Below are 26,139 nucleotides of genomic sequence, written 5' to 3'. Positions count from 1 at the left end.
AGGTACAATATATAGTACTGATGTAGTCTGTATCGTCAACATGTTGAGTCGTCGCCTATCATTCGGGTTCGACTTGCTCGCCAGTCGCATAGCCGAGCACCGCACCCGCGGCTAGCCCCAATAGACGAACATGCGGAGGAACGAGAGCGGCGCCGATCAGCGCGCCAACGACGCCGCCCAGACTCGCATCGCGCCTCACGGTGTTGGCGGAGCGCGGCGCCGCTCGATACCCGTGACGGCGCCGCGCTGCCGATGTGCTTCTTACCCCCTTCGAGCGATTGCACGTAATGTGCGCCGCATAGAGGTTATTGAGCCGGTTCGTGCCCCCACGACTTCTGGGAATCGAGTGTTCCACCTCCCAGGCACCGCGGTGCCCTGAGCGCCCATGGTTGGAGAAGGCAAGGGGGCGACGACACAAGTGACACCGCCCTTGGGTTCGTTCAAAGATTTGTCGAAGCCGGGCCTCGTCGAATGTCATGTCTGCGTCCTCAGCTAGTGCTTCCTGTCTCTCGGCGGGTACGGGTCGGGGCCATAGCTGTCGCTGTCGCGGATAGTTCCATCGCGGCGATGGATTACCAGTTCCACCCCCTCTCGGCGAGCCTGATCCCGGCCACGGTCAATCGCCTCATGTTGCGTTTCGTGGCGTGATCCAACCCGGCCGGCGCCCTCCTTCCGGGTGGCCCAGCCACCGTCTTCGTGCGGTACCACATGGATGTCGCGCTTCTTTGCCATGGTTCGGACTCCCTGATTAACAGTCGGGAAGGTCGTCTAGGTTATTGCGCTCGGAGTTGTCCGGATCCGTCCGAAGGTATTTGCCACTGAGGCCGTTGACGACGTGGATGGACACTCGCGTTCCGCCCTCGCCAGTTACGTAGTAAGTGTGGGCGCGAGACTCGATGTCCCTGATGGCATCAGCCTTGGGTCGCGGGCTCCACAGAGCCCCCGGGTTGCACAGCGCCAGGATGTCGCCGTCGCGCCCTTTCTTCGATCGCGTCACGTGCCGGTCGCTCATGACTTCTCACCTCTCGTCATCAGTCCCCTGGGCTCTGCAACGAAACCCTCAGCATGGTAGGGTACGTCTACTAACTGAACCCGTCGCATGAGTGTACGGGTATACTAACTATACGTGCAACCCCATGTCAGACGCACCACCTACGAGCGGAGACCGCAAGATGTCGGAGACACCCGCCTCATCGTCACAGACGCATTGGGGCAGAGAACGGCGCCTCGCCTTCATAGACTTTCGTCTGCTGTGGGAGCGACGTCTGAATCGCCGTGACCTGAAAGACTTCTTCGGAATATCGACGCCGCAAGCGTCTGCGGACATTCAGGCTTATAGGCGAGCCGCTCCTAAAAACATGGTGTACGACGCCAGCCAGAAGACTTATGTCGCCACGGATGACTTCGAGCCGGCGTTTGTATCAGGCAATGCGAGTAGTTACCTCGGCGAACTGCAGGACGTGAGCACAGGGCATACGGCCAAGAACGCGTCCTTCATTGGGTTCGCACCAGACTTCGGTGCGCTGCCCATTCCGCGCCGAAATGTAGATCGTCCCACATTGATCGCGATATTAGAGGCAATCAGGGAGCAGCGTGCGCTTGAGTTTCTTTACCAATCCATGAGTTCTCCTGAGCCCTCGTGGCGCTGGATTAGTCCCCATGCACTCGCCTCCAACGGCCAGCGCTTTCACATCCGCGCATACTGCCACAAGCGTGAAAGCTTCAGGGACTTCGTGCTATCTCGAGTTCTGGAAGTCGGTCGCTACTCCGGCACAAGAGTGACCGCTGAAGATGATATCGATTGGTCGAGAAGGGTGACGGTGCGGTTCGCAGCGCATCCTGAGCTTACAGAGGGGCAACGCAGAGCCATTGAGCGCGAGTACGACATGGACAAAGGTGAGAAGAGGGTGACTGTTAGAGCTGCGCTCGCCTTTTATCTGCTGCAGCGCCTCAATCTGGATGCGGAGAGTGAAAAGAGATCCCCAGTGGCGCGCCAGATTGTGTTGCTGAACCCCGACGAGCTGCATGAGTTCCGTGGATCTTCTCTGTAAACCGTGTTGTGACCGAGGAATGCCCGGTGCCTGGTTTCGGCAAGGCCGCGCGTGCCAATCGGTTTAGGATCATGTCGTCGCCTGCCGCCGGACAGACGCACTCAAAACCGACCAGATGCACGGTTTACCAATACGCAACGGCAGCCTCAGGAATACTCATTTGTGCCCGATTGGCATGGCTGATTGAATAGCTATCGGTTCAGATGAAGATGTCGAATGAAGGCGAGAGTACAAGCGAGCTCTACGGCAGCGCTCGCTGCCGTTTTTGTCATTCTGTGGAGCTCTGGATTCGTGGGTGCAGAATTTGGACTGCCTCACGCGTCGCCGGCGACGTTCCTGCTGTGGCGATATCTGGCCTTAACGTTAATCCTGGTTTTAAGCATTGCCTTCTTACGACGTGTTCAGCTACCCGGTCGCCGTGATCTCCTCTATTCGGCGATTGTGGGAGTCCTTGCACATGGCGTATGGCTTGGTTGTGTATTTCTCGCCATCATCGAAGACGTGCCTGTTGGTATCATCGCATTGATCACTGCGTTGCAGCCATTGGCTACGGGGGCTATATCGGGCATCGCCACGGGAGAGGGCACCTCCGTGCGCCAGTGGGTTGGTCTAGTAATCGGATTTTGTGGCGTCGCTCTCGCTGTCGGAACTCGGATCGGACTGGAGAATTCTCCGCCTTTGACGGCGTATCTGATTCCTCTGGGCTCCGTCGTGGGCATTACCGCCGCAAGTATCATTGAACGGCGGCAAGTGAAGGGGCGCGGCGATCACCAGCCCGAACTTCTGCTATCAATGCTCATCCAGAGTGCGGCAACAGCGATCGCGATGCTGCCGCTAGCCTGGTTTTTCGAGGGGTTTGCGACCGACTGGACGCTCTCGTTCGTGGCGACGACGGCGTGGCTGATCTTCGGTGTCTCCCTTGGCGCTTATGGCGCCATGTGGATGCTCCTGCGGCGAACGGACGCTACCCGTGTCGCCAGCCTGTTCTATCTCTCGCCGCCCGTTACGATGTTCATGGCCTGGATAATGATCGGTGACACGCCGCGTGCCGGAGACTTTCTCGGGCTGTGCGTGGCGGGGCTCGGTGTGCTTCTGGTTTATTGGCGTCCCACTGGCGTTATGGTTGCACGGTAGGTCCGCGCCGCCCGTCGCCTTATGCCGGAACATTACCGGTAGCGTCCGGACAGGCTCACCTCCGGTAACGCTCGACATAATCGGGGCACTCCGGCGGAGGGGGCCCATTCGAATCCGGTTGCGGCTGCCCGAGCGCGAGATGGGTGGGTAGAACCCCGGCCCAGCAGGGGAAGTCCAGGTCGGCCGGATCGTCGACGGGCGGTCCGCTGCGACGCTTGATGGAGAAATCCTCGATCGGCATCGCCAGCAGTCCCGTGGCTTCCAGCTCCTGCCGGGTTGGCCTGCGGGCGTCTTGCGACCGCCCCGGGACAATGTGCTCGACGAGTAGCTCGAGCCCCTTATCCTTGTCTTCGATATCCGTGATCGGCTCGCACTGCCCGAACACCACCACCGAACGGTAGTTCATGGAGTGGTGGAACGTGGATCGGGCGAGCACTAATCCGTCGAGCAGGGTGACCGCCACCGTCGCCGGTATGCCCTTGGCAAGCTGGCGGCAGATTCGGCTGCCACGCGCGCCGTGCAGCAGCAGGCGGTTTCCGTCGCGGGCGAACCCCATGGGCACAATGAAAGGACGCGCGTCCATCGTGAATGAGACATGCGCCACCAGCGCCTCATCGAGGATCGAGTAGGCATCCTCGACGCAGTAGCTCGCTCGCTCAGGGTGCCGGCGAACCCGCCGGTATGCCGGCTGCGTTTGGTGTCTGGTCACAGTGGTGCTTCTCGCTGCGCATGCCTGGATCATTACGCTACGGGTCGCTTCGGTACGAAGTAAGTGCCAATTTTGACGCCCTGAGAGGGGCCAATCTTTTCCGCCTGCTCATCCCAACGCTCCGCAACGCGCGCGACACGGGAAGTGCCGAAACTGTCGCCCCCTACCACAATGCGCCGGGCCCCGAAGCGGGAGCCCGGCGCTGGGCATCGCCATGGTTGGCGTCAGCACGGGCAGGCGGTGCATCCCGCGTGTCACTGAGCCGACTTGACGGAGCTGCCAGGGCCTGAGGCATTGACAGTGCCCCTGCCATGTGGCGTGCTCATGGCTGTTACGCGCACAGTGGATCAGAGCAGCCCCGTGAGCACCTTCTCCCGCCTGCTTCCAAACGCCAGCTCCATAGCCTCGCGCATACTCGGCCGCTGAGCCTGTGGCCGCGCGGCAGCGCCGCGCAGCCGGCTAGCTAGCCGCCAACCGCAACGAACCACCGTCCAGCTGGTATCAGCCGGAAGCAGACATGCGCGAACTGGTCCATCAAGTACCTGACTTCCTCTCCCGCCGGCCCCCTGCCGGTGCTGGGTACCGCCACGCCCCTAGGCGCAACGGCTCCAACCACGCCCGCCGAATAGCCTCGATCGCCTAGACCGCGGACGCGCCGGCGCATACCGGGCCGGTCGCGCACTCCCCGGGGCTGGGCGAGCGTCCTCGCCCGCCCCGCTCCCGTATCCCTGGTCAGAATCATGCCCGCACGGTCCAGCTCTGGACCAAGGAGCCGGCATGATCCGGTCTACCGCGAGAGAGGCGATCATGCTTCGAGATGAGGTGCTACTTGCCTTCTACGGACTCGACGATCAGCCCTTGCACGGCGCATGGGCCACGGCAGCCGAGGACGATGGCGGCCTGCGAAGGCTCGCCAACGCAGGACAGGGTAAGGTCCTGCTGACTTTCGGTGACGCCACCCGCAACGTCCTTGTAACCGGAACCACCGGGAGCGGGAAGACGGTATCGGTGATGCTGCCCGCGCTCCGGCGGCTCATCGAGAGCGGCTGCTCGGGCGTGGTCTTAAGCGCGAAGGAGGAAGACGCGGGCCTCGCCGCGGAATACCCGCAGCGCACGCTCCTGCTCGGGGCGTCCCGCGACGCGGCCCCGGTCAACCTGATCGGCGGCATGGCGGTGGAGCCGCTGCGAGCGCTGCTCGAGCGGCTCACCCGGACTCGCGCGACCCGCGACCCCTACTGGGGCTCGCGTGCCATCGACTACGCGCTGCTCGTCCACCAGACCTATCGACTCTGGGGGCGGGCCACCACGCTCGCGGATCTGCATGATGCACTGAGCCATCCGCGCTCGTTCGTCGAGCGCTTTGACGCCTGGGTCGAGGGCGAGCCGACGCTGCCACGGGACTACCTCTCCCTGCTCCACGGCGTGCGCGCTGACGCATTCAGCATCCTCGCCGCTGGCGGCTCGCGGCACGCACACGGCAGTTCCTCCTGGAAGCTCGACGAGGAAGTGAGGAAGCAGTACGCCTGGCACGTTAACCACGTGCTGCCTGCGCTGCACCCCTTCGCCTCTGACGAGCGACTGCGCTCGAAGCTCGCCGATCCGGCGGCGCCGGCGCTCGATATGACCCAGGTGCTCTATCGGGCCCGGAAGGTCGTGGTCACCGACCTGCCCGCGCACCTATTCGGGGTTGCGGCTGCCCTGGTGCACGAGCTGTTGCGGATCCGGCTCCGGGAGGCGGTGCTCGGCTACGCTCACCATCGCGCCGAGGGTTGGGGGCGGGACCGCTTTACCTTCCTTGCGATCGACGAGTACCAGCAGCATGTGCACTTCGCGCCGGGCGGCGCGAGTTCCGGGCTGCTAGACGACAACCTATGGCTCGACCGCTCGCGCTCGAGCGGGCACATCAACCTGCTCGCCACGCAGGGGGTGGCCTCGCTCGCCGCGCGGCTACCGGGCGGCTGCCCGCCGGCGACGGTAGAGAGTCTGCTGCAGAACTGCGGGACCACGATCGCCTTCGCCACGCACGACCCCCACACCCTGGCTCACCTGCAGACGCAGGCGGGGCCTGCCGCCCGGGAGGCGGTGCTGGACGCCTGCGGGGTGCGGCTGCGCCAGGGGCAGGCGGTTGTCGTCTCCCATCAACTCGAGCGCCACGGCGGCCCGGTGTGCGCCACAGTGCGCGCGGGCGCGACCGCGGGTTACCCGCACATGGCCTCCGGCCTCCACCAGCCGCTGCCAGAGGTTGCCGCTGACCGGTTCGCGCCACCGGCGACGGTCATGCTCGACAACCCGATTGGCCCGAGCCACGGGGATATCGAACCCTGGGCGAACTGGCTCATCGGCGGTGCCGACTACCGCGTCGATGAGCTTCGCGATCTGCTCAGGGGGCACCGACGGCGTCGTGTCATGTCCGCCTCACTCGACTTTCCCGATAACGCACGTGATCGGGAGGTTCGCCTCGAACGGCGAGAAGACGCGCTCTACCTTCACGCGAATCGGGAGGGCGGCCCCGGCTCCTGGTCTCTGTCGATGCCGTTCCGGCAGGCTGTCGACCTTGTCGAGATGCCCTGTGCTGCCGAGGACGATCACGGTGCGCGACCGCCAGCCCAACCGGAGGCGCTTTGGTCCGCGCGGCGTAGGGAGCAGCAGTTCGGTATGCGTGCCGGCGTGCGAATCGCGTATGCCAGGACGTTCGCCGTCGAAGTCGACGCGGATGACTGGGAATGGCTGGTGTTCATCGTGCGCGGCTTCTGCGATCTACTCCTGCGCGTGGAGTGCGAAGGCCCCCGCGGGCGCATGATTCGGGATCGGGAAGATCACCCTGGTTAGGCTCACGCGGAGGCCCAAGGGCAATGACCGAGCACCCAGCGCCACTGCCTTGCTTCATCGACGTGGAGGCATCCGGAATCGCGCCGGACAGCTACCCCGTGGAAGTGGCCTGGAGCGGGCCCGATGGGTTGGTTACCGACTGCCTGATCGCACCGCTTAATTGCTGGACGCACTGGGATGCCAACGCCGAGGCGATCCACGGGATCCCGAAAGCCCTGGTGATGCGCGAAGGCGAGTCCGTCGAGCGCGTTGCCTTGCGTCTGAACTCAGCACTGGGCCTGGCGGGTGTTGCCTACAGCGATGCCTCCGCGCTCGATGGCTGGTGGCTAGATGTGCTTTTTGAAGCGGCTGGCCTGCTGCCAGAGTTCCGCGTCGCCCCGGCGATAGACGTGTTCCCGGATACAACGCTGTCGGCGCTCGAGGGCTACAAGGAGACCGCCTACCGGCGCATCGGTGGACGGCGGCACCGGGCAGCGACGGACGTACGTGCGCTTCTTGGGGCGTACCGACTGGCCTCTCGGCGCGCAGGTCCGGGGTAGGGGAGCAGTCAGGCCATGGAAATCCGCTATGTGAGCGACCTGCACTTCGAGGTCAGCGGCCGGCAGCTGCACCGGAATGATGGTGTGCGGCGAAATTGAGGGTGAAACTGATTGCCGTGGCAGCGCGCCCATAGGACCTGGGAGCTCTGGCAATCGCCGCCATGCGGCGGCACCGCCCGAATGGTTGGCCCTCCCGCGTGCTTGAGTACGGCTTCGAATGGGTTGCGGCGTCTATGGCCTCAGGCCGACGGGGTGCGCCGGCCGCGGCGCTTCCGGCACACCCCGTGTCGACGGTACTAAAGCTCGCGGTAGACCTTGGAGCCGGAGCGCCGGAACTCCTTCGCCTTTTCCCTCAGGCCCTCTTCCATTGCCACGTGCACATCGTTGATGCCCTTCTGCTGCGCGTACTCGCGCACCTCCTGGGAGATGCGCATGGAGCAGAAATGCGGTCCGCACATCGAGCAGAAGTGAGCGACCTTGTGGGCCTCCTTGGGCAGGGTCTGGTCGTGAAACTCGCGGGCGCGCTCCGGATCCAGGCCGAGGTTGAACTGATCCTCCCAGCGGAACTCGAAGCGGGCCTTGCTAAGCGCGTTGTCCCTTAGCTGAGCTCCCGGGTGTCCCTTGGCAAGATCCGCGGCGTGGGCGGCGATTCGGTAGGTGACCATGCCCTCGCGCACGTCGTGCTTGTCGGGCAACCCCAGATGCTCCTTGGGGGTGACGTAGCAGAGCATCGCTGTGCCGTACCACGCGATCATGGCGGCGCCGATGGCCGAGGTGATGTGGTCGTAGCCGGGGGCGATGTCGGTGGTGAGCGGGCCCAGCGTATAGAAGGGCGCCTCCTCGCAGAGCGCGAGCTGCTCGGTCATGTTCTCCCGGATGCGCTGCATGGGCACATGACCCGGGCCCTCGATCATGCACTGCACGTCGTGAGACCAGGCGGTCTGCGCGAGCTCACCCAAAGTGCGCAGCTCGGCCATCTGCGCCTCGTCGCTGGCGTCGGCTATGGAGCCTGGGCGTAGCCCGTCGCCAAGCGAGAAGGCGACGTCATAGGCCTTCATGATCTCGCAGATCTCTTCGAAGTGCGTATAGAGGAACGACTCCTCGTGGTGGGCCAGGCACCACTTCGCCATGATCGAGCCGCCCCGGGAGACGATGCCGGTGACACGGCGGCTGGTTAGCGGAACGAAGGCCAGGCGCACGCCGGCGTGGATCGTGAAGTAGTCAACGCCTTGCTCCGCCTGCTCGATGAGCGTGTCCCGGAATATCTCCCAGGTGAGCGCCTCGGCCTTGCCGTCCACCTTCTCCAGCGCCTGATAGATGGGGACCGTGCCCACCGGGACTGGAGAGTTGCGGATCACCCACTCGCGGGTCTCGTGGATGTGGCGTCCAGTGGAGAGGTCCATGATGGTGTCCGCCCCCCAGCGCGTCGCCCAGACCAGCTTCTCCACTTCTTCGGCGATGCTCGAGGTCACCGCGGAGGTGCCCATGTTGGCATTCACCTTCACCAGGAAGTTACGCCCGATCGCCATCGGCTCGCTCTCCGGGTGATTGATGTTGCAGGGGATGATGGCCCGCCCGCGCGCCACCTCATCGCGCACGAACTCGGGCGTCACCGTCTCGGGGATCGCCGCGCCGAAACCCTCCCCGGCGTGGCGCTGGGCAAGCTCCGGGCTGTGCGCGTATTCCGCCCGGCGCTGGTTCTCGCGGATCGCAACGAACTCCATCTCAGGCGTCACGATTCCCTGCCGCGCGTAGTGCATCTGGGTGACATTCGCGCCCGCCCGGGCCTGTCTGGGTGCGCGCTGCTCGGGGAAACGCAGGTTCGCCGCGGCCGCGTCCTCGGCACGCTCGCGGCCGAACCGCGAGCTTGGACCGGGCAGTGGTTCCGTGTCGCCGCGCTCCTCGATCCACGCGGCCCGCAGCGCGGGCAGCCCTTGCTGCAAATCAACGGCGTGGTCGCAGTCGGTGTAGGGCCCGGACGTGTCGTAGACGAGAATCGATGGATTGGGCTCGGCCCCGAACTGGAACGGCGTGTCCTGCTGCTCAATGGCCCGCATGGGCACACGTAGGTCAGGCCTTGAGCCGGTGACGTGGACCTTGCGCGATCCTGGGAAGGGACGCGTGACGGAGTGATCAAGCGCGGTCGCCGCCACGCTCGGTTCTCTGGAATGGGCACTCATGGACTGTCGCCTCCGTTATGCATGGATGGCGACGAAACGGGCTGGACTTCGTGCATGCAGACGAACGCCTGCCGGGGCACGGAAGCTTCCCTACGCCGGTCCTAACCGGGTCAGGTTCCAAGGGACTCTCTCAGCCCACCCGATGAACAAGGTCATCGAGGTAGGCACCCCCGCTTCGCCAACTTCAGCATGGCTGACCTTGTGCCTGCGATCAATCGTCGGCGGCTCGAAGCAACGCGCTCGAGCCTTCAACACCTGGCCTTTTGGGGTCGCTCCAAGGGCATAGCAGTGCGGTCGCGCGTTTCCGTGTCGAGGTTTTTCCAGCGTCTGGGGATAGGCACGGGAGCGGTGGCGTTGCGAATACTCACGTAATGACGAATTTGCGATCCAGTAATGAGGGAACTGCATTGGTCGCCCAGTTTCGCATCGAGCCGCCCGCTGCACACTGCTTTCCCTTGGGGCAAGGCACTGTACCCATTTTTCGTGTGACCGCTGGACCTTTCCGTTTGAGGCTGCTCCGTAGACGCTGACAGTGCAGATTGCGCAACAAGCCGGTGGACCCGGCGAGGAGGGGTAATGAGCTACATGCAGCCCCAAAGGACAAGGCAGGCCGCGAGCTCGACATCGCCAAACCACGCGTTTGCGGGCATCAAGAGGGCGATCAGGTACCCGCTCGAATGGTTGCGGCTCTATCGTGAGTTTCTTCGCGGCCGCCGGGAGCTATTGGCTCTCTCGGAGCGGGAGCTCCTGGACGCCGGCTTGTCGCCGGAGGTGGTATACCGGCACACATACAGCTTCCGGCTATGGCTCAAGGACACGCAAGCCCAACGAGGGGACAATTCCTGAGCTGACAATGTTTTTGGTCGCCCGATTCGTGGTATGTGCTCCACCGGTTAATTCCGAACTGGATTGCCATTAAAAAACGCCGAACGAACGCGTGCTCGGAGCACCGCACAAATCTTTTGCCGGTGTCATGCCGAGGGCGACCTTGCGTTCCAAGGGCGCCATCGCGAGGCGGTCGACCGCATACTCGGAGCAGGGCGTCCGCGTCGCTCGCATCTTCGAGCTGGCTATTTAGGCGTTTGGAGAACGGTTTGGTGGTCGGGCCTCGATGGAGCAGGCAATTCCGCTATTTCTGCCCCACTTTCCCCGCCGCCTGCTGAAGAATGAGCCCGGGGCACACTGCATTGAGGAGCTGCTTGGCCAGCTTGAGCATGGCATAGCCGCGCGATGCGCTGCTCCGTAAATGAGCCCCGGGCAACGGACCCGGTGCGTGCCCACGACCTCGCCGAGCACGCTATTCGGTGCGGGTCGGGCGTGTAGGGGTGTTCAGGTTTGCGGCGGTGCGCCGTGACCGGTACTCCCGCTCGTGCTAGAAGCGGCGATGCCACTAGCAAATTCTGGGAGGCACACGCGTGGTGGGTAAAGCAGCAATCAACAAGGCAGAGCTCATTGACCAGATCCACGGCAAGGTGGACGGCATACGTAAGAGTCAGGTTGCGCAGATGGTCGACGCGCTCGTCGACGCGGTGACCCAATCCGTCGCCGCGGGCACCGACGTTAACCTGACGGGATTCGGGAAGTTCACACGCACTGAGCGGGCGGCACGCACGGGGCGTAATCCTCGGAGCGGCGCACCCTTGCGGATTCCGGCGTCAAAAACACCCACCTTCAAGCCTGGCAAGGTGTTCAAGGACGCCGTCAATCGCTGAAGGCTAGCCGCGGCGGGCCGCAGAAGCTGTCCGCCGCGCCGGCACGGACGCTAGATGTGGACGCCAGTCGCCTAGCCGCAGGATTCGCATATCATCAGGATCGCCAAGCATCAGGCTAGCGGCGTGAGCTCGCGGTACCGGTCATGGTGTTGCCCGGTGAGGGAGGTTTCGGTGTCCACGTAACTGGGTCGAGCGCCAGTGCAGCTTACCTTTGTCGGCTTTTCACCGTGACTCGAGCCACCACTGGTACCTAGCTGTGGAAGTCTCACGAGGTTGTCCTCGGGTAGCGCCAGGACGCTGATGGGTGGCCGGTAGTTGAGGCTACCGTGCTGGCGATGCCAGTTGTAGTCATGCAGCCAGCGCGGCAGGTGCTCGGCGCGTTGCTCGGAGTCGCGGTAGGCGAATGGGTCTCTGCTCCTACGGGCAGAGTCACGAAACGACCCATAACGGTCATTCAGTGGGGCAAGATCCCTCATTGCGTTTATTGCGCTTTCATGACACTACTTGTTTCGCTATTCATTAAGCCGTTTTTCATATGCCTCGCGCATCAGTCTGTAGAATTTTTCCTCGTAATCTTCGACAAGCCTTGTCAGCGGACGGCTTTCGTTTCGGTCCTTGCGTCCCTTCCCTCTGTTATCCTCAAGTTCATTGATCGCCTCTTGTGTAACGATGTCGACGGCCCGGTGCATCGGCTCCAACATGCCCACCTCGTACTCCCTTAAAGCCGTGTCAACAAGGAAGGCCCGCATTCGTTCCGTTTCCGTCGAAACTGATGCAGTCCAATAGATGTTTGACAACTCACGTTCTTCGCTTTCTGAACCCACCAGCAAATCCACCAACTGGGCAAGCCCTAGATGGCTCATGAATTGCCCTCGAATGTCGTCAAACTCCGACTCCGCCAACTCTCCGCGAAGCCTCTTATCAGCGCTAACGAACAAGACGCTTCGACCAATTCTCGCCTCCGCCCTCAGTGCTGCTAATTGAACCGCATCATGCTCGACAACCGCTGATGTCTTGAGCCCCTTTTCTAAATCCTTGCTATATGCCACCTCCAAAAAGTGCAAAATCTTCGGAAGGGATTCACCAACCCCTGGTACGGCCCTGCCGTTGATCACAGATATCCCCATCTGCTCAATATATGTGCGGAGCTCGCCTTCTGTACGGTAGGGGGCCACGCGACGCAAAAAAAGGTCCAAGCTCTTGCCTTCATTGGCCTCGTTCGAATTGGCGAACGCTGCTAAGAAGACGTTGATATTCTGCGATCCCATATACCTAGCTTCTCTGACCGCGAAGTCAGCCGCTTCATCTTCTGAAGCGTCTACCTCACGTTTGGCTATATTTTTATGACTAAATATCTCATTGAGAAAACCTCGGCATACACATATTTGAACGCGACGATCAGAAGCTGATCGAAGCTTCAGGAGCTTTTGTATCGCTTGGTTGTATATCTCGTGAAGCGGATGCCCTGGCACAATTGCCGGAAGCAGGACGTTTGCGTCCAAATAGATCTTGTTCGGCATCGTGGCTTCGAGGAATACCGCATCTCTTGGCGAAGCAAAGAGCAATTCCAATGCAAAAGCGGTCCGGCCCAGAACTGAAAGTACCTTGGACTCTGATTGGTTAGGTCTTGAAAAGAGATCATTGAAGCACCGTGCGATGCCTATGGCATGACGGCGTAGATCATCACCAACGAAGTGAGGGCTGGTTTGAACGATAGAGATGCAGTCAATGTCTTCAGGCACTTCGCCAGTAGCAAAAGACGCGCCCAAGTCCCATCCGCGAGACGCGAGCATATCATTGAAAAGAAGAGAGATGGCTTCGCGGAGTCGATCTGAAGAGGTGCCGCCTTCACGAGTTACATATCTGTCCTCGACCCCGCGGACCACTATGTCCAAATCGTTCTCGGCAGTGAACTCCTCAACCGGGCCGGCCCAAACATACCGTCCCTGCGTGCGAGAAGATCGGCGTATGAGCCCTTCATCTTCCAGTGATCGCAGAGCACCAACAACGATCGCCCTGACTTGGTCTTGGCGAAGTCCCAGCTCTTCATGTACCAAGTGTACAAGTTCGGCGACCGGCGTTCCCTCGTCACCGGAGGAACGTATTTCCTGGGAAACCACCCCTTCTACAATCGTTGCTCTTAAGGAGTCAAGGTCCTTTCGCATCCTAAGTCTGGCTAGGCACGAGGCGAGATACTTCGTGAGAGGAAGTGTTGGCACTGGTGGACGGGATGGTTTCGCTCTGTTTTCCGCGCTGATCTTCTTAGCGGTGCCTTTGAGTATGTCCCAGAGCGCCTGATGAGAACCGTCGTTCTCATATTCGAGCACTTGCACGTTCCTAGCCCTCAAGGTAGAGGCTAGATCGCTGCTAGCGTCCGCCGGCAGCAAAGCGATGTGCCTTCCAGTATGCAATGCACCGAGGTCTCGATTTATTGTGTCTAAGACGCTATTGATTGCCGGGTCCGAAAAGGAAAATCCCAAGAATATCGCATTGCAACGCGTGAAGATATAATGGAGAGCTCGCTCATAGTCACGGTCGTTTTCCAGTTTTCGAAACGACTCACTCGTAAGCACGATCGATTCCGGCGCTTCTAGTGCACCATGCAACCTAGCAATAAAGAAATCCCGTTGAAAGGGGATGGATTTGAATGCCGGAGATGATAGATAGAAGTCATGTGCCGCAGCACCGACAACGTTTGCGTACGCGTCCAAGAGGCTTTTGTCGAAATTCGTCGTTGCGACGAAGTCATACTTTAGGCCAAAGACATCCTTTAATCTTTGAGCGCTGTAGTCGTTTAGGTTAAGTGTTAGAAGATCAGTACGCTCCGCTTCCGTTAAGTTAGACAGAAAGAACAGGTCAGCAGCAGTGAGTAGCTCGCCTTGGTCAATCCGTTGGACCATCGCGTCATAGATTGCGGAATCCTTGGATCGAATCCCTTCCACGAGGTTTTTTAGGAGTCGTTTCCAATCGGGGAGACCCGCTTGCACGGCGACACCCGCCCCGGCAAATAGGACCGGCTGTGAGGCGTTGCGGTAAAACTCAGTGAATAGATCAAGTAATGCTTCTTGGTCCACTGCGCCCCCCGTCAGCGGTCGATGAGAATAAGTGAGAGTGTACGTATACGGGTCAGTGAGCCATAGGGTCCGGCACGCTACAAGCCGAGGGGGATGAAGTTTAACGTGGGCTGAAGGGGTCGCGTCTTGAGATTAGACATTGGCGTGGAGCGGACTGCGGAGCCTCCGGATGCGCGGCGTAAGTGCGGGATTCGGGTCATATTCCCTTCTGGCCGAAGACGGGCCGCCCGTAAGTACTGGTTTGGATGTTAGAGCAGCCCGCGGGCAAGATCGGGCAGTCTAGCGGACATGCTGCGGCTGTGATGGTTGGTCGCTTCGTAGTAGTTCGACCGCTTGGGCGGGATATCAGGGTGGAACATATTCGATTCGCATCGACGAGCGATTCATTGCACGGGCATCGCAATCGCGTCGCGAAGGGGTGCGGAAAAGTCAAGCGCTGAAACCGGCGCGCTGACAACGCATGCCGCCGTGGCGCTGGCCGAGAAGGTTGATCAGGTTGCCAAGGAGCGTGAACGCTTGCGGAGTGGTGGACCGTTGCGCAGGTGCTCTCAGCCTGGACTGCGCAAGTGGAAGAATGCGAGCGATTGACGCGGGACGTGGACGCGGAAGCGGACGCGGGGCATGTCATCGACCACCAGGCCGTCGAGGCCTGGGCGGATTGTCTGAGTAGCGATGGGCCGCAGGCCGTGCCGTGCCGGTAATGTGGCTCCGTGACACGGGAGGGCGCCGGCGACTAGTTCGGAGGCATCGCGGTGTCTGTCGATGCGATCTGTAGCCTGAGATCTCGTCTGAGAGATTGCGCAATCACGCACGTGTGAAAACAAGGACTTAAGGGCCGGCAGTCCGTTTGCCGCAGTCGCATTAATTATTGTGTAGTCGTCTTAACTGTTGGAATTGTCAGCCGCCGCCGGTGAGTGCGGCCTGGGATGCGCTGTGATGCGGGGCGCGAAACGGGCGCTGGGCCCAGAGCCCCGGATCGAACGCCCCCTCGCCCACGGAGTGCACCGCTGCCGTCTCCAGCGCCTCGTCGAAGGCCATCGGCGGCAGCAGGCCAGGGAGGCGTGCGGCCAGCATGCTCTTGCCGGTTCCGGGCGGGCCGCAGAGCAGGAGACTGTGGCCGCCGGCGGCGGCAAGCTCCAGCGCGCGGCGCGGACGCTGCTGGCCCCGGACCTCCGCCAGATCGGGTGGGGGTTCGCCGGAGGGGGCGGCGTTGGCCTCGGCGACCGGCAGCCGCTCACGGCCCTCGAGATGGGCACAGACGGCAAGCAGGTGCTCGGCGCCGTGCACCGTGCCGCCGCCGAGGGCCGCCTCAGCCGCATTCGCCGCGGCGACGATCAGCGCATGCCCGGCCGCGTCAGCGCGCAGCGCCAGCGGCAGGGTCCCCGAGACCGGGCGCAGGGCGCCGCCCAGGGCAAGCTCGGCGGCGAACTCCGTGTGCTCCAGGGCGGCGGGGTCGAGCTGGCCTGACGCGGCCAGTATCCCCAGGGCGATGGGCAGGTCGAAGCGTGCACCATCCTTGGGCAGGTCCGCCGGCGCGAGATTGACGGTGATGCGCCGGCGGGGGAACTCGAAGCCGCTGGTGGCCAGCGCCCCCCGCACGCGGTCGCGGGCCTCGCGTACCGCGGTGTCGGGCAGTCCGACGATGGAAAGCGATGGCAGGCCGCCCGCCAGATGCACCTCGACGGTGACCAGCGGAGCGTCCACACCAAGCGCGGCCCGTGACTGGACCACGGCGAGCGTCATGGGTCAGCACCTCCCTGTGCCTTTGCGTCGCTCGGAAGATTTCTGCGGCGCAGACTCCCGGCGGCGGTCTACTCCTGCGGCGCGGGCGACCCGCCGGCCGGCTGGGCGGCGTCGCCGTCGTTCCCGCCCTCGAGCGCGGCGATGCGCTGCTCCAGGGCCTCCAGGCGCTCCCGGGTTCGGGCGAGCACCTTGGTCTGGGCGTCGAACTCGTCCCGGGTGACGAGCTCCATGCGGTTGAATGCGCTCTGCAGCGCTACCCGCGTGTTCTTCTCCACTTCCTGCTGGAAGTCCCGCAGGCCGCTCGGCAGATGCTCCGAGAAGCGGCGGGCCAGCTCGTCGAGCTGTCGAGGGTCGAGCATAGCCATCACCTCTTTCGACTATTGGCTCCAGTGTACGGCGCTGCGGCGGCCATGCCTATCGGCTCGCAACGCCCCAGCCAGGTGCATCGATGGGCCGGTGGGTGCACCACCGTGGTGCGCAAGCGCGGTCTGCGCGCCGGCCGACTGTCGCCAGACGGCTCTCTGCAGTGCTTGGCACAGAGGCTGCATTTCCACCGGCGAGTCCACAAACGTTCACCGCCTGCGACGGCGTGTCGCAGCGTATCGGGGAGATTAGGGATGAAGCTCATCACCGCGATCATCAAGCCATTCAAGCTCGACGACGTGCGCGAGGCCCTGTCCGATATCGGCGTACAGGGTGTCACCGTCACCGAGGTCAAGGGGTTCGGCCGTCAGAAGGGGCACACCGAGCTCTACCGTGGGGCCGAGTACGTGGTCGACTTCCTGCCCAAGATGAAGATCGAGGTCGCCCTCGATGACAGCCTCGTCGAGCGTGCGGTGGAAGCCGTCAGCAAGGCCGCCAATACCGGCAAGATCGGCGACGGCAAGATCTTCGTCACCACCCTCGAGCAGGCAATCCGCATCCGCACCGGCGAGACCGGCAAGGACGCGCTCTGAGCGCAGGCCGCGAAGACAACTGAAGGAGAATCACAATGGAACAGTTGACGGAGCTGGCGTACGCGCTGGACACGTTCTACTTCCTGGTCAGCGGCGCGCTGGTGATGTGGATGGCGGCCGGGTTTGCGATGCTGGAGTCGGGGCTGGTGCGGGCGAAGAACACCGCCGAGATCCTGACCAAGAACGTCGCGCTGTACGCGGTGGCGAGCATCATGTACCTGCTCTGCGGCTACCAGATCATGTACGGCGGGGGCAGCGGAGTGCTGCCGGGGCTGGGCTTTTTGATCGGCGCGGACAACAGCCCCGAGGCGGTGCTCGCCGGCGAGGGGGGGTATTACTCCAACCTCTCGGACTTCTTCTTCCAGGTGGTGTTCGTCGCCACCGCCATGTCCATCGTCTCCGGGGCGATCGCCGAGCGCATGCGGCTGTGGTCGTTTCTGCTCTTTGCGGTGGTGATGACCGGCTTCATCTACCCGGTGCAGGGCTACTGGAAGTGGGGCGGGGGGTTCCTTGACGCCAACAACTTCCAGGACTTCGCGGGCTCGGGCGTGGTGCACATGACCGGTGCCGCGGCGGCGCTCGCCGGCGTGCTGCTGCTCGGCGCGCGGCGCGGTAAGTACGGCCCCGAGGGCCAGGTGCGGGCGATCCCCGGGGCGAACCTGCCGCTGGCGACGCTGGGCACGTTCATCCTCTGGCTTGGCTGGTTCGGCTTCAACGGCGGCTCGCAGCTGGTGCTCTCCAATATTGCCGACGCCAACGCGGTGGCGGCGATCTTTGTGAACACCAACATGGCCGCGGCCGGCGGCGTGGTGGCGGCGCTGACCACCGCGCGGGTGCTGTTCGGCAAGGCCGACCTGACCATGGCGCTGAACGGGGCGATTGCGGGCCTGGTGGCGATCACCGCCGAGCCGCTGACGCCGGCGCCGCTGGCGGCGACGTTCATCGGTGCGGTGGGCGGCGTGCTGGTGGTGTTCTCCATCGTGGGGCTGGACAAGCTGAAGATCGACGACCCGGTGGGCGCGATCTCGGCGCACGGCACGGCGGGCATCTGGGGCCTGCTGGCGGTGCCGCTGACCAACCCCGGAGCCACCTTCGGGGCGCAGATCCTCGGCATCGTGGTGATCTTCCTGTGGGTGTTCCTGGCGAGCCTGCTGGTGTGGGGCATCATCAAGGCGGTGATGGGCATCCGCGTCAGCGAGGAAGAGGAGTTCGAGGGCCTCGACATCGGCGAGTGCGGCCTCGAGGCCTACCCGGAGTTCACCCGGACCAGCTGATCCGGGTCCGGATCCAGGCAGCACGAGGCGCCCTGCGGGGCGCCTTTTTCGTCGGTGGCACGGGCGGGATCCCCCCACGCCACCCTGCCCGCGCCTGTGCCGCCTTCCGCGTGCGCGGATGCCGTAACGCTGGCTCAGGCGATGCGTAATGAGGAAGGGAATATGGTGGCCAGGGACGGAATCGAACCGCCGACACGCGGATTTTCAATCCGCTGCTCTACCGACTGAGCTACCTGGCCCGGAGAGCCGGTATTCAAACCGATGGGTTGAGTTCGGTCAAGTCGGCTCCCATGCACCTATGGAACCCTCCGGCTCGGATTGGTGTCGCAAACACGACCCGTTTTCGATCCAGCCATTCTCAAGAAGAAAGGAGCGTGCAATGATCCATCGTCTCGTGACTGTTGCGGCCGTGCTCGGCCTGCTCGCCTTCGCGCCCATGCCGGCATTCGCCCAGGACGACTGCGAGCTCACCATCCAGGCGGGTGACAACCTCCAGTACAGCACCGACGAGATGACCGTCAGCGAGGGCTGTGGTGAGGTGACTGTGACCCTCGAGCACACCGGTCAGCTGAATGCCCAGCAGATGGGCCACAACTGGGTGCTGGTGGACGGTGACTGGCAGGACGTTGCGCAGGCGGGGATGTCGGCCGGCCCGGGTAACGACTACGTGCCTGCCGATGACGAGCGCGTGGTCGCGGCGACCGCGGTTGTCGGAGGTGGCGAGTCCGACTCCGTGACGTTCGACGTCAGCGAGCTTGGCGCGGGCGAGTACAGCTTCGTCTGCACCTTCCCCGGCCATTCCGCGGCCATGAACGGCACCTTCATCGTCAACTGAGGGTGTGCCAGAGGCCGAGGGCCCGCCCGAGGGGCGGGCCCGGCAGGCGTCACTCCGGCTGATAGTCCGGCGGTGGTGCCGACCCCTGACCGAAGAAGAAATTCTCCATCTCCTTCTCCAGGAATTCCCGGGCCTTGGGATCCATGGGTGAAAGCCGGTATTCGTTGATCAGCATCGTCTGATGCTGCAGCCACATCTGCCAGCCTTCCCTGGAGACATTCTCGAAGATGCGCCGCCCGAGCTCACCGGGATAGGGCTGACGCTTCAGCGCCTCACCTTCGCGCCCGAGTTTTACGCAATGAACCGTGCCGCTCATGGTCTGCTCCCCTGTTCGCGGCCGCAGCGGGCTGCGGCGGTGGTGGGTTAGCCCGGATAGCTCCCCGAGTCGCGGTCGCGGCCACGGAACCGGCGGGCAGTCCGGCGTCGCGCTCGGCCCGGGTGCTCGACGTACGGTCGAGTACGCCTGCGCGCCCCGGACTTTGTCCTGTCCGCCCTCTCCGCGCCCTCGCTTCGCGAGTCGGGGAGCTATCCGGGCCAGGCGAGCTGCTGCAGCAGCCGGCTTACCGGTGCCGGCAGCCCGCGCGGCTGTCCCGAGGCGGGGTTATACCAGAGCCGGTCTCCCCCCTCCATGGCCCTGCCCCCGCCGCGAAGCCTTGCCGGCACCGGCTCGATGGCGAGACGGAAGTGGGTGAAGCCATGCTCGAACCGGGGCCATGGCGGTTCCGGCACGATGCCGAGGCCGAGCTCGCGCTCGCACCATTCGGCGGGATCCGCGTCCGGTGGGCACTCGGGCGGGATCCACAGGCCGCCCCAGAGCCCGCTCGGGGGCCGCCTGAGCAGCAGCACGCGCCCCTGGTCGCGGATCAGCAGCATGCGGGTGCTGCGCAGGGGGCGTTCGCGCTTCGGGCGTGCGCCCGGGAAGGCAGCCTGCTGGCCGGTGACCCGGGCGAGGCAGCCGCCGGCCAGCGGGCAGCGGCCGCAGTCCGGCCGCCGCCGGCAGACGGTGGCGCCGAGATCCATCATCGCCTGGTTGTACTCGGCGGCCCGCCGGTGCGGCGTATGGCGCTCGGCGAGGGTCCAGAGACGCCGGGCCACCGTCGCCTCCCCCGGCCAGCCGGGCACGGCGTGGAAGCGCGCCAGGACGCGCTTCACGTTGCCATCGAGGATCGCGTGGCGCTCGCCGCGCGCCAGGGAGAGGATGGCACCCGCCGTGGAACGGCCGATGCCGGGCAATGCCTCCACCGCCTCGCGCCGCCGGGGGAACTCGCCGCCGTGCTCGGCCACCAGCTCGCGCGCGGCGCGGTGCAGGTTACGGGCCCGCGCGTAGTAGCCGAGGCCCGCCCAGAGTGCCAGCACCTCGTCCACCGGCGCCGCCGCGAGGCTTGCAACGTCCGGGAAGCGGGCCATGAAGCGCTCGAAGTAGGGCAGCACCGTAGCCACCTGGGTCTGCTGGAGCATGACCTCCGAAACCCATACCCGGTACGGGGTGGCCGGGTGCTGCCAGGGCAGGTCGTGTCGGCCGTGTCGCTCGAACCAGGCGAGCACGGCGGCGGCGAAGCCCTGCGGCGTGCGCAGGGTGGGTGCCTCCACCGCCTCGGCGGTCATCGGTTGAACAGGCCGCGCAGGCGTTCCTGGATCTCGCCGCTCTCCTCCTCGAGGCGTTGCTCAAGCTCCTCGCGCCCCTCTTCGGTCTCCTCGCGCAGGCGCTGCTCCTGGGCGTTGCGCAGGGCGCCGGCGATGTCCACGCCCACCTCGGGCGCGGTGAGCGGGCCGCTGATGCGCAACGGAATGGGCACGCCGCGGAGCTGCTCCAGGCTGGCACCACCCTGGCCCTCGAGGCTGCCCACGACGTTCACGGTGAGGCGGTAGTCGACCTCCTGGCGCACCAGATTGGCGCTGCCGCTGCCACGTACCCGCAGCAGCGGCGAGTCCAGGGCGAGGTCGTCGCTGCGCACGACGCCCCCCTCGATCCGCATGCTGCCGTTGAGCTGGGTGAAGTCCGTGCTCGGGGTCTCCTCCGTCGCTGCAGGGGTATCCTGGCCCTGGACCTGGGCCATGGCGGTGCGCAGCGTGCGCGCGATGTTGATGCCGCGGATGGCGCCATCGGCGAAGCGGAAGGTGGCCTCACCGTTGAGGGTCTCCAGAAGCTGCTCGACGCTGCCGGCCCGGGTGGTGGCCTGGAGCGAGAAGTCGCCCTGGCCGAGCAGGCGGTCGAAGCCGGCGAGGTCGCTCAGCAACGGCGCCGCCTGCACGCCCGAGAGGCGCTCGTTGACCTGCACCACTGCCGGTTCGCCGGTGGCGTCGATGCGCAGATCCCCCTGGTAGCTGCCGCCGTACAGCGTGGCAGTGAGCGGGTGCACGCGCAGGCGGCCGTCGGCGGCGGTGATGCTTGCCGTCAGCGCGCTGAGGCGGGCACCGCTGGCGGTGATCTCGCCGATCCGGATCTCCCCGTCCAGCACCAGCGGCCGCAGCACCTCCACCGGGATGAGCTCGGCGCCGGCGGCCGCGGCCCCGCCCGGCGTCGCGGCGGGCTCGGCCTCGCCCTCCTCGGGGGGCGGCAGGTAGCTGTCGACGTTGATGCCGTCGAGCTGCAGGTCGAAGGCGGCATCGGGTCCGGCGAAGTCGCGCACCTCGGCCCAGCCGGTCAGGTTGCTGTCATCGAGTTTGGCGCGGATCGGATCCACCCGCAGCACGCCCTGGGCGAAGCGCAGCGCGAGCTCCGCGCTCAGGCTCTGCAGCACGTTGCCGTCGCGGGTCTCCGGGGGCGCCATGTCGAGGGCCTCGAAGACACCCTGCGGGTCGGTCTCGGCGAGGGTGAGCTGGCCGGTGACCACCGGCGAGCTGCCGGCGGCGTTCGCCTCCACCCCGCCTTCGAGCACTGCCGTGGCCGCCTCCAGACGCAGGCCGGAAAGCCGGTAGACCGCCGCCTGCAGATCGGCCTCGATGTCGGTGCTGAGGGTGGCGGTCTGTTCACCGGCGGGCACGGCGTCGCCGGCCGCCGTGACCGCAAGGGTGAGGCCCTCGGCGCTGGCGCGGGCGAAGTCGGGGCTGACCGTGGCACTGCCCGTCAGGGTGCCGTCGAGGCGCGTGCCGGCCACATCGCCCTGCCAGTCGCCCTCGATGGCGACCGGGGCGCCGAGCTGGACGTCGTTGAGGGCGAGGTTCACGGGGTCCAGGGTAGCGCTGGTGCCGGCGCCCCGATCCTCGTAGACCAGCCGCGCCTGCTCGATGCGCAGCCCGGCGAGGCGCGCGTCCGCCAGCATCCCCCCGGCGTGTGCAGTGCCGGCCGGCTCGTGGCTGCTCACGGCCACGAGCCCGGCATTCCGCGCGGGTTCGCTGGCGGCCGCCGCAGCGGGCGGGGCCAGGCTCTCCCAGTTGCCCCGGCCCTGCTCATCGCGGATCAGCGTCACCTGGGGACGGCGCAGGGTGATGGTGTCGAGCTGCAGGGTCCCGGAGAGGAGCGGCATCACCTCCACGGCCAGGTTTAGCCCGTCGGCTCGCAGGAAGGCACCGTCCGAGAAGGCCGGATCGTCGCCCAGGGCGACGCCGCCGACGGCGAGGCCGATGCGCGGGAAGAAGGTGAGCTCGATGTCACCCTCGATGGTGAATTCCCGCCCCGTCTGCGCCTCCACTACCTGCGCGATCTCGTCGCGGTAGTCGTTCGGGTCCACCAGCAGCAGCAGGCCCACGACCAGTACCACCACCAGTGCGACTACCGCGCCGACGATGATCGCCAGCCATTTCAGCACGCCTGCCATGATTCCGTCCTTCCTCGCGGGCCGGCGGGCCGTTCGTCGCCGGCATTCCTATACTGGGGTTGTGTGACCCGATGATGAAGCCCGATATCCGTTAGTGGCTGCCGTCCGGCCGGCCGCGCCGACGGCATCCCGCAAGCCGGAGCATCACACAGGAGAGCGCATATGAGCGAATACTGCGTGGTCGTTGCCGAGGGCGCCAGAGCCCGGTTCTTCACCCTGGAGCGTCCGGACCTCCCGGAGCTCGAGGGCGGCCCCGACCTGATGGAACACCTCTCGCTCGCCAATCCCCGCCATCGTGCCCATGACAGCAAGGTCTACGCCGACGCCCGCAGCGGCCGCAACCGGACGCCCGGCGGCCAGGGTCACGCCTACGACGAGCACCGCGACGGCCACGACGCGGAGATGGAACACCGGTTTGCCCGTGATATCGCCCGCCAGCTGGACGGCCTGGCCCGGAGCAACGGTACCCGACGGGTCATCCTCTGCGCGGAGAAGCGCATGCTCGGGTTCCTGCGCAACGGTCTGCCCGAGCTGCCCGGCGTAGAGATCCGCGAAGTACAGAAGGATCTGGCCAAGCTCGGACCGCGCGAGCTGCAGGAGCACCTCGCCCGCGACGGGTTGCTGCCGCGCCGGCGGCCGCCGGCAGGGCCCGGCAGCTGATTCCGCCGGCGTCGTGCCGGCGCCCGGGGCGGGACGTTGACCGCCCCGCCGGAGCATCGGAGGATACGGGCCTGCCGCCGCCCGGCGGTTCAGGCCCCGCTCCGGAGTACCGTCATGTCGCTGCAGCGCGCCATCGGCCGCCGCCTCATCGCCGCTCTGCTGCTGTTGCTGCCGGCGCTGGCCCAGGCCCAGGGCGAGACGGTGCGGGTTGCCGTGGCCACGAACTTCCTGCAGCCGCTGGAGGCGATCGCCGAGGCGCTGGCGGCGCAGGGCGGCCCGCGGGTGACGCCAGTGCCTGGCGCCACGGGCCGGCATTACGCCCAGATCGTCAACGGCGCCCCGTTCGATGTCTTCCTCGCCGCGGACCGGGAACGGCCGCGCCGTCTGGAGGCGGAGGGGCTGGCGGTGGCCGGCAGCCGCTTCACCTATGCCCGCGGCCGCCTCGTGCTCTGGGCGGCACCGGGGGTGGCGCTGCCATCGGGGGGGCTGCGGGCGCTGGATCCGGCGGACGTGCGGCGCTTCGCCATCGCCAACCCGCGGCTCGCGCCGTACGGTAGGGCCGCGAAGGAGGTGCTGCGGCATGTCGGCCTGTGGGACCCGCTACAGTCCCGGCTGGTGCAGGGGGAGAACGTCGGCCAGACGCTGCAGTACGTCGTGACCGGCAATGCCAGCCACGGGCTGGTGGCCAAGGCGTATGCACGGGCACCGAATGCGCCGGCCGGGCGCTGGCAGCTGGTGCCGGCGGACTGGCACGGGCCCGTTGCCCAGGACGCCGTGCTGCTTCGGGACGCGCCGCATCCCTCGGCCGGGCGGGCCTTCCTCGAATTCCTGCGCGGCGCCGAGGCGGCCCGCATCCTCGAGCAGTTCGGCTACGAGCCGGCGGAGGCGGGCGCGTGAGCGGCCCGATATGGCTCAGCATCCACCTGGCCGGCGTGACCGTCGCCGTGCTGATGGTGCTCGGAGCGCCGCTGGCGTGGTGGCTCGCGCGCACCCGCAGCCGCTGGCGGGTGCCGGTGAACGCGGTGGTGACGCTGCCGCTGGTGCTGCCGCCGACGGTGCTCGGCTTCTACCTGCTGATCCTGCTCGGGCCGAACGGTGCCATCGGTGCCCCCTGGGTGGCGCTGACCGGCGAGACGCTGACCTTCAGCTTCACCGGCCTGGTGGTGACCTCGGTGCTCTACTCGCTGCCGTTCGTGGTGCAGCCCCTGCGGGATGCCTTCCAGGCCGTCGGCGATGGTCCGCTGGAGGCAGCGGCAGTGCTCGGGGCACGCCCGCTGGATGCGTTCTTCACCGTGGCCTGCCCCCTGGCGGGGCGGGGTTTCCTGTCCGCTGCGGTGCTTGGCTTCGCGCATACCCTGGGGGAGTTCGGCGCGGTGCTGATGGTGGGGGGCAGCATTCCCGGAGAGACGCGGGTGGTGGCCATCGCCATCTACGAGCACGTGGAGACCCTGGACTACGCCTCCGCCCATGCCCTTTCTGCCGGGCTGCTGGGATTCTCGTTCGTGACGCTGCTGGTGCTCTACGGCCTGAATCATGGCCGGCGTGGCGCCTTTCCGGCATGACGGCGCCGACGCTGGAGTTCGATGTCCGCCTGTGGCGGCCCGGGTTCGCGCTGCAGGTGGCGGGCAGCCTGCAGCCGGGTATCACTGCGCTGTTCGGACCCTCGGGCAGCGGCAAGACGACCCTTCTGCGCTGCCTGGCGGGCCTGGAGCCCGACTGTCGCGGCGAGGTGCGCCTGGGCGAGCAGGTCTGGCAGCGGGAGCAGCGGGCCCTGCCGGCCCATGCCCGCCGGGCCGGGCTGGTGTTCCAGGAGGCCCGGCTGTTTGGCCATCACACGGTGCAGGGCAACCTGCGCTATGCCCAGCGCCGTCGGCGTGCCGCCGGCCCGGCGCTGGACGACGTGGTGGCTGCCCTGGGTCTGCAGCCGCTGCTGGACCGGCGCACGGGCGGACTCTCCGGCGGCGAGCGCCAGCGGGTGGCCCTGGCGCGCGCCCTGGTGGCGGCGCCCTCGATCCTGCTGCTGGACGAGCCCCTGGCCGCCCTCGACGCGGCCCGCCGGGCGGCGATCCTCGCCTTCATCCGCGAGCTGCCGGGCCGCTACGGGCTGCCGCTGGCCTACGTCACCCATGACCAGGAGGAGGTGCTGCACCTCGCCGATCGCGTGTTGCTGCTGCGCCACGGCGAGCGCGCCGGGGCCGGCTCGGCGCCGGAGCTCTTCTCCGATCCGGCGGTCTGGCCGCTGCTCGGCGACGCCGAGCCGGGGGTGGTCTGGCGGGCGCGGGTGGCCGCACGGGACAGTGCCTGGGGGCTCACCACCCTGGCTGCCGACGGCGGTCGCCTACAGGTGCCGGCCCTGGGGCTCGCCACCGGCTGCGGGGTCACCGTGCGCATTCGCGCCGGCAACGTGCTCCTCGCCCTGGATCCGCCCCGGGCCACCAGCGCGCTCAATGCGCTGCCGGCGCGGGTGCGCGAGCTGCGTGGAGAGGGCGAGGCGGTGCTGCTGGTGGGGCTCGTCACCGACGGCGGCGGTAGCCTCTGGGCCCGGGTCACGCGGCAGGCGGCGTCGGCGCTGGGCCTCGAGCCCGGGCGGCGGTTGCACGCCCTGATCGAGGCCTCTTCCCTCGCGGTCGGCACGCTACCGGCCCAGGCGTCTGCGCCGTAGCAATCTCTGGGCTGCGGCGCCCC

At 65.7% G+C, this 26,139-nt stretch carries 25 protein-coding genes, 1 tRNA gene and 1 riboswitch; of the genes, 13 read left to right on the top strand and 13 right to left on the bottom strand.

Annotation, left to right across the window (positions count from 1 at the left end; genetic code table 11):
• Positions 1–58: 58 nt before the first annotated feature.
• From LMH63_RS19590 to LMH63_RS19585, 3 genes are read right to left on the bottom strand one after another with little or no spacing between them, the layout of a single operon-like run.
• Entirely contained in the window at positions 59–478 is a 420-nt protein-coding gene (locus LMH63_RS19590) for an HNH endonuclease (protein ID WP_109680168.1), read from the bottom strand.
• Between the two features lie 14 nt (positions 479–492).
• Positions 493–732 (bottom strand): DUF2188 domain-containing protein, encoded by a 240-nt coding sequence (locus LMH63_RS17135; protein WP_109680167.1) that lies wholly within the window; start codon positions 730–732, stop codon positions 493–495.
• Positions 733–748: 16 nt separating this feature from the next.
• On the bottom strand, positions 749–1,012 hold the full coding sequence (locus tag LMH63_RS19585) for a DUF3892 domain-containing protein (RefSeq protein WP_109680166.1): 264 nt from the start codon (positions 1,010–1,012) through the stop codon (positions 749–751).
• A gap of 160 nt (positions 1,013–1,172) precedes the next feature.
• Here LMH63_RS19585 and LMH63_RS17130 point away from each other — a divergent pair, with 160 nt between their 5' ends.
• Both LMH63_RS17130 and LMH63_RS17125 read left to right on the top strand, forming a co-directional pair.
• Positions 1,173–2,051 carry a helix-turn-helix transcriptional regulator gene (locus LMH63_RS17130; protein WP_158280482.1) on the top strand — a complete coding sequence of 293 codons (879 nt, stop codon included), beginning with the start codon at positions 1,173–1,175 and terminating at the stop codon, positions 2,049–2,051.
• Between the two features lie 216 nt (positions 2,052–2,267).
• Positions 2,268–3,185 carry a DMT family transporter gene (locus LMH63_RS17125; protein WP_109680164.1) on the top strand — a complete coding sequence of 306 codons (918 nt, stop codon included), beginning with the start codon at positions 2,268–2,270 and terminating at the stop codon, positions 3,183–3,185.
• 55 nt (positions 3,186–3,240) lie between these two features.
• On the opposite strand, the gene LMH63_RS17120 is transcribed toward LMH63_RS17125, so the two are convergent.
• Complete coding sequence (locus tag LMH63_RS17120) at positions 3,241–3,894, bottom strand: pyridoxamine 5'-phosphate oxidase family protein (RefSeq protein WP_158280481.1); 654 nt, start codon at positions 3,892–3,894, stop codon at positions 3,241–3,243.
• Positions 3,895–4,701: 807 nt separating this feature from the next.
• Between LMH63_RS17120 and LMH63_RS17115 the strand changes: the two genes are divergently transcribed.
• The gene (locus LMH63_RS17115; RefSeq protein ID WP_229332639.1) at positions 4,702–6,723 is read left to right on the top strand and encodes a hypothetical protein; all 2,022 of its coding nucleotides are present in this window, start codon (positions 4,702–4,704) and stop codon (positions 6,721–6,723) included.
• A 23-nt stretch (positions 6,724–6,746) separates the two neighbouring features.
• Positions 6,747–7,262, top strand: a complete 516-nt coding sequence (locus LMH63_RS17110; RefSeq protein ID WP_109680335.1) for a hypothetical protein — start codon at positions 6,747–6,749, stop codon at positions 7,260–7,262.
• 296 nt (positions 7,263–7,558) lie between these two features.
• Here the strand turns inward: LMH63_RS17110 and thiC are convergent, their stop codons facing one another.
• Positions 7,559–9,442 carry a phosphomethylpyrimidine synthase ThiC gene (thiC, locus tag LMH63_RS17105; RefSeq protein WP_109680334.1) on the bottom strand — a complete coding sequence of 628 codons (1,884 nt, stop codon included), beginning with the start codon at positions 9,440–9,442 and terminating at the stop codon, positions 7,559–7,561.
• Between the two features lie 69 nt (positions 9,443–9,511).
• Positions 9,512–9,624, bottom strand: a riboswitch (TPP riboswitch).
• A 394-nt stretch (positions 9,625–10,018) separates the two neighbouring features.
• Here thiC and LMH63_RS19580 point away from each other — a divergent pair.
• Positions 10,019–10,288, top strand: a complete 270-nt coding sequence (locus LMH63_RS19580) for a YjiS-like domain-containing protein (RefSeq protein ID WP_109680333.1) — start codon at positions 10,019–10,021, stop codon at positions 10,286–10,288.
• Between the two features lie 569 nt (positions 10,289–10,857).
• Positions 10,858–11,154, top strand: coding sequence for an HU family DNA-binding protein (locus LMH63_RS17100; protein ID WP_255414649.1), 297 nt, complete (start codon positions 10,858–10,860; stop codon positions 11,152–11,154).
• Between the two features lie 110 nt (positions 11,155–11,264).
• Here the strand turns inward: LMH63_RS17100 and LMH63_RS19645 are convergent, their stop codons facing one another.
• The 4 genes from LMH63_RS19645 to ubiK all read right to left on the bottom strand — a co-directional run bounded on the left by LMH63_RS19645 (position 11,265) and on the right by ubiK (position 16,330).
• The gene (locus LMH63_RS19645; protein ID WP_109680332.1) at positions 11,265–11,630 is read right to left on the bottom strand and encodes an integrase core domain-containing protein; all 366 of its coding nucleotides are present in this window, start codon (positions 11,628–11,630) and stop codon (positions 11,265–11,267) included.
• A gap of 36 nt (positions 11,631–11,666) precedes the next feature.
• Positions 11,667–14,228, bottom strand: coding sequence for an SIR2 family NAD-dependent protein deacylase (locus LMH63_RS17090; RefSeq protein ID WP_146205292.1), 2,562 nt, complete (start codon positions 14,226–14,228; stop codon positions 11,667–11,669).
• 897 nt (positions 14,229–15,125) lie between these two features.
• The gene (locus tag LMH63_RS17085; RefSeq protein WP_109680330.1) at positions 15,126–15,971 is read right to left on the bottom strand and encodes a YifB family Mg chelatase-like AAA ATPase; all 846 of its coding nucleotides are present in this window, start codon (positions 15,969–15,971) and stop codon (positions 15,126–15,128) included.
• A 68-nt stretch (positions 15,972–16,039) separates the two neighbouring features.
• Entirely contained in the window at positions 16,040–16,330 is a 291-nt protein-coding gene (ubiK, locus tag LMH63_RS17080; protein ID WP_109680329.1) for a ubiquinone biosynthesis accessory factor UbiK, read from the bottom strand.
• 258 nt (positions 16,331–16,588) lie between these two features.
• On the opposite strand from ubiK, the gene glnK reads away from it, so the two are divergent.
• Both glnK and LMH63_RS17070 read left to right on the top strand, forming a co-directional pair.
• On the top strand, positions 16,589–16,927 hold the full coding sequence (gene glnK, locus LMH63_RS17075) for a P-II family nitrogen regulator (protein ID WP_109680328.1): 339 nt from the start codon (positions 16,589–16,591) through the stop codon (positions 16,925–16,927).
• Positions 16,928–16,962: 35 nt separating this feature from the next.
• The gene (locus LMH63_RS17070; protein ID WP_229332638.1) at positions 16,963–18,201 is read left to right on the top strand and encodes an ammonium transporter AmtB; all 1,239 of its coding nucleotides are present in this window, start codon (positions 16,963–16,965) and stop codon (positions 18,199–18,201) included.
• A 163-nt stretch (positions 18,202–18,364) separates the two neighbouring features.
• Here LMH63_RS17070 and LMH63_RS17065 read toward each other — a convergent pair.
• Positions 18,365–18,440, bottom strand: a tRNA-Phe gene (locus LMH63_RS17065).
• Positions 18,441–18,580: 140 nt separating this feature from the next.
• Between LMH63_RS17065 and azu the strand changes: the two genes are divergently transcribed.
• Positions 18,581–19,036, top strand: a complete 456-nt coding sequence (azu, locus tag LMH63_RS17060) for an azurin (RefSeq protein ID WP_158280490.1) — start codon at positions 18,581–18,583, stop codon at positions 19,034–19,036.
• A 49-nt stretch (positions 19,037–19,085) separates the two neighbouring features.
• Here the strand turns inward: azu and LMH63_RS17055 are convergent, their stop codons facing one another.
• The 3 genes from LMH63_RS17055 to LMH63_RS17045 all read right to left on the bottom strand — a co-directional run bounded on the left by LMH63_RS17055 (position 19,086) and on the right by LMH63_RS17045 (position 22,794).
• The gene (locus tag LMH63_RS17055) at positions 19,086–19,352 is read right to left on the bottom strand and encodes an oxidative damage protection protein (RefSeq protein ID WP_109680354.1); all 267 of its coding nucleotides are present in this window, start codon (positions 19,350–19,352) and stop codon (positions 19,086–19,088) included.
• A gap of 209 nt (positions 19,353–19,561) precedes the next feature.
• Positions 19,562–20,641 (bottom strand): A/G-specific adenine glycosylase, encoded by a 1,080-nt coding sequence (gene mutY, locus LMH63_RS17050; RefSeq protein WP_109680353.1) that lies wholly within the window; start codon positions 20,639–20,641, stop codon positions 19,562–19,564.
• Positions 20,638–22,794 carry an AsmA family protein gene (locus LMH63_RS17045; protein WP_109680352.1) on the bottom strand — a complete coding sequence of 719 codons (2,157 nt, stop codon included), beginning with the start codon at positions 22,792–22,794 and terminating at the stop codon, positions 20,638–20,640. The genes mutY and LMH63_RS17045 overlap by 4 nt, the downstream gene beginning before the upstream one ends.
• A gap of 162 nt (positions 22,795–22,956) precedes the next feature.
• Here LMH63_RS17045 and LMH63_RS17040 point away from each other — a divergent pair, with 162 nt between their 5' ends.
• From LMH63_RS17040 to modC, 4 genes are all read left to right on the top strand, one after another.
• Complete coding sequence (locus tag LMH63_RS17040) at positions 22,957–23,454, top strand: host attachment protein (RefSeq protein WP_109680351.1); 498 nt, start codon at positions 22,957–22,959, stop codon at positions 23,452–23,454.
• 114 nt (positions 23,455–23,568) lie between these two features.
• Complete coding sequence (modA, locus tag LMH63_RS17035; protein ID WP_109680350.1) at positions 23,569–24,351, top strand: molybdate ABC transporter substrate-binding protein; 783 nt, start codon at positions 23,569–23,571, stop codon at positions 24,349–24,351.
• Positions 24,352–24,404: 53 nt separating this feature from the next.
• On the top strand, positions 24,405–25,016 hold the full coding sequence (gene modB, locus LMH63_RS17030) for a molybdate ABC transporter permease subunit (RefSeq protein ID WP_109680356.1): 612 nt from the start codon (positions 24,405–24,407) through the stop codon (positions 25,014–25,016).
• On the top strand, positions 25,013–26,116 hold the full coding sequence (modC, locus tag LMH63_RS17025) for a molybdenum ABC transporter ATP-binding protein (protein WP_109680349.1): 1,104 nt from the start codon (positions 25,013–25,015) through the stop codon (positions 26,114–26,116). The genes modB and modC overlap by 4 nt, the downstream gene beginning before the upstream one ends.
• Positions 26,117–26,139 lie beyond the last annotated feature (23 nt).

Origin of the sequence: Spiribacter halobius (genome assembly GCF_020883455.1) — a bacterium.
Classification (GTDB): Bacteria; Pseudomonadota; Gammaproteobacteria; order Nitrococcales; family Nitrococcaceae; genus Sediminicurvatus; species Sediminicurvatus halobius.
This window is presented reverse-complemented; position numbering and strand designations above follow the sequence as displayed.

Bases quoted from the DNA above. Each gene is read 5' to 3' on its own strand.
- LMH63_RS19590 (WP_109680168.1), bottom strand. From the start codon at position 478: ATGACATTCGACGAGGCCCGGCTTCGACAAATCTTTGAACGAACCCAA.
- LMH63_RS17135 (WP_109680167.1), bottom strand. From the start codon at position 732: ATGGCAAAGAAGCGCGACATCCATGTGGTACCGCACGAAGACGGTGGC.
- LMH63_RS19585 (WP_109680166.1), bottom strand. From the start codon at position 1,012: ATGAGCGACCGGCACGTGACGCGATCGAAGAAAGGGCGCGACGGCGAC.
- LMH63_RS17130 (WP_158280482.1), top strand. From the start codon at position 1,173: ATGTCGGAGACACCCGCCTCATCGTCACAGACGCATTGGGGCAGAGAA.
- LMH63_RS17125 (WP_109680164.1), top strand. From the start codon at position 2,268: ATGAAGGCGAGAGTACAAGCGAGCTCTACGGCAGCGCTCGCTGCCGTT.
- LMH63_RS17115 (WP_229332639.1), top strand. From the start codon at position 4,702: ATGCTTCGAGATGAGGTGCTACTTGCCTTCTACGGACTCGACGATCAG.
- LMH63_RS17110 (WP_109680335.1), top strand. From the start codon at position 6,747: ATGACCGAGCACCCAGCGCCACTGCCTTGCTTCATCGACGTGGAGGCA.
- thiC (WP_109680334.1), bottom strand. From the start codon at position 9,442: ATGAGTGCCCATTCCAGAGAACCGAGCGTGGCGGCGACCGCGCTTGAT.
- LMH63_RS19580 (WP_109680333.1), top strand. From the start codon at position 10,019: ATGAGCTACATGCAGCCCCAAAGGACAAGGCAGGCCGCGAGCTCGACA.
- LMH63_RS19645 (WP_109680332.1), bottom strand. From the start codon at position 11,630: ATGAGGGATCTTGCCCCACTGAATGACCGTTATGGGTCGTTTCGTGAC.
- LMH63_RS17085 (WP_109680330.1), bottom strand. From the start codon at position 15,971: ATGACGCTCGCCGTGGTCCAGTCACGGGCCGCGCTTGGTGTGGACGCT.
- ubiK (WP_109680329.1), bottom strand. From the start codon at position 16,330: ATGCTCGACCCTCGACAGCTCGACGAGCTGGCCCGCCGCTTCTCGGAG.
- glnK (WP_109680328.1), top strand. From the start codon at position 16,589: ATGAAGCTCATCACCGCGATCATCAAGCCATTCAAGCTCGACGACGTG.
- LMH63_RS17070 (WP_229332638.1), top strand. From the start codon at position 16,963: ATGGAACAGTTGACGGAGCTGGCGTACGCGCTGGACACGTTCTACTTC.
- azu (WP_158280490.1), top strand. From the start codon at position 18,581: ATGATCCATCGTCTCGTGACTGTTGCGGCCGTGCTCGGCCTGCTCGCC.
- LMH63_RS17055 (WP_109680354.1), bottom strand. From the start codon at position 19,352: ATGAGCGGCACGGTTCATTGCGTAAAACTCGGGCGCGAAGGTGAGGCG.
- mutY (WP_109680353.1), bottom strand. From the start codon at position 20,641: ATGACCGCCGAGGCGGTGGAGGCACCCACCCTGCGCACGCCGCAGGGC.
- LMH63_RS17045 (WP_109680352.1), bottom strand. From the start codon at position 22,794: ATGGCAGGCGTGCTGAAATGGCTGGCGATCATCGTCGGCGCGGTAGTC.
- LMH63_RS17040 (WP_109680351.1), top strand. From the start codon at position 22,957: ATGAGCGAATACTGCGTGGTCGTTGCCGAGGGCGCCAGAGCCCGGTTC.
- modA (WP_109680350.1), top strand. From the start codon at position 23,569: ATGTCGCTGCAGCGCGCCATCGGCCGCCGCCTCATCGCCGCTCTGCTG.
- modB (WP_109680356.1), top strand. From the start codon at position 24,405: ATGGTGCTCGGAGCGCCGCTGGCGTGGTGGCTCGCGCGCACCCGCAGC.
- modC (WP_109680349.1), top strand. From the start codon at position 25,013: ATGACGGCGCCGACGCTGGAGTTCGATGTCCGCCTGTGGCGGCCCGGG.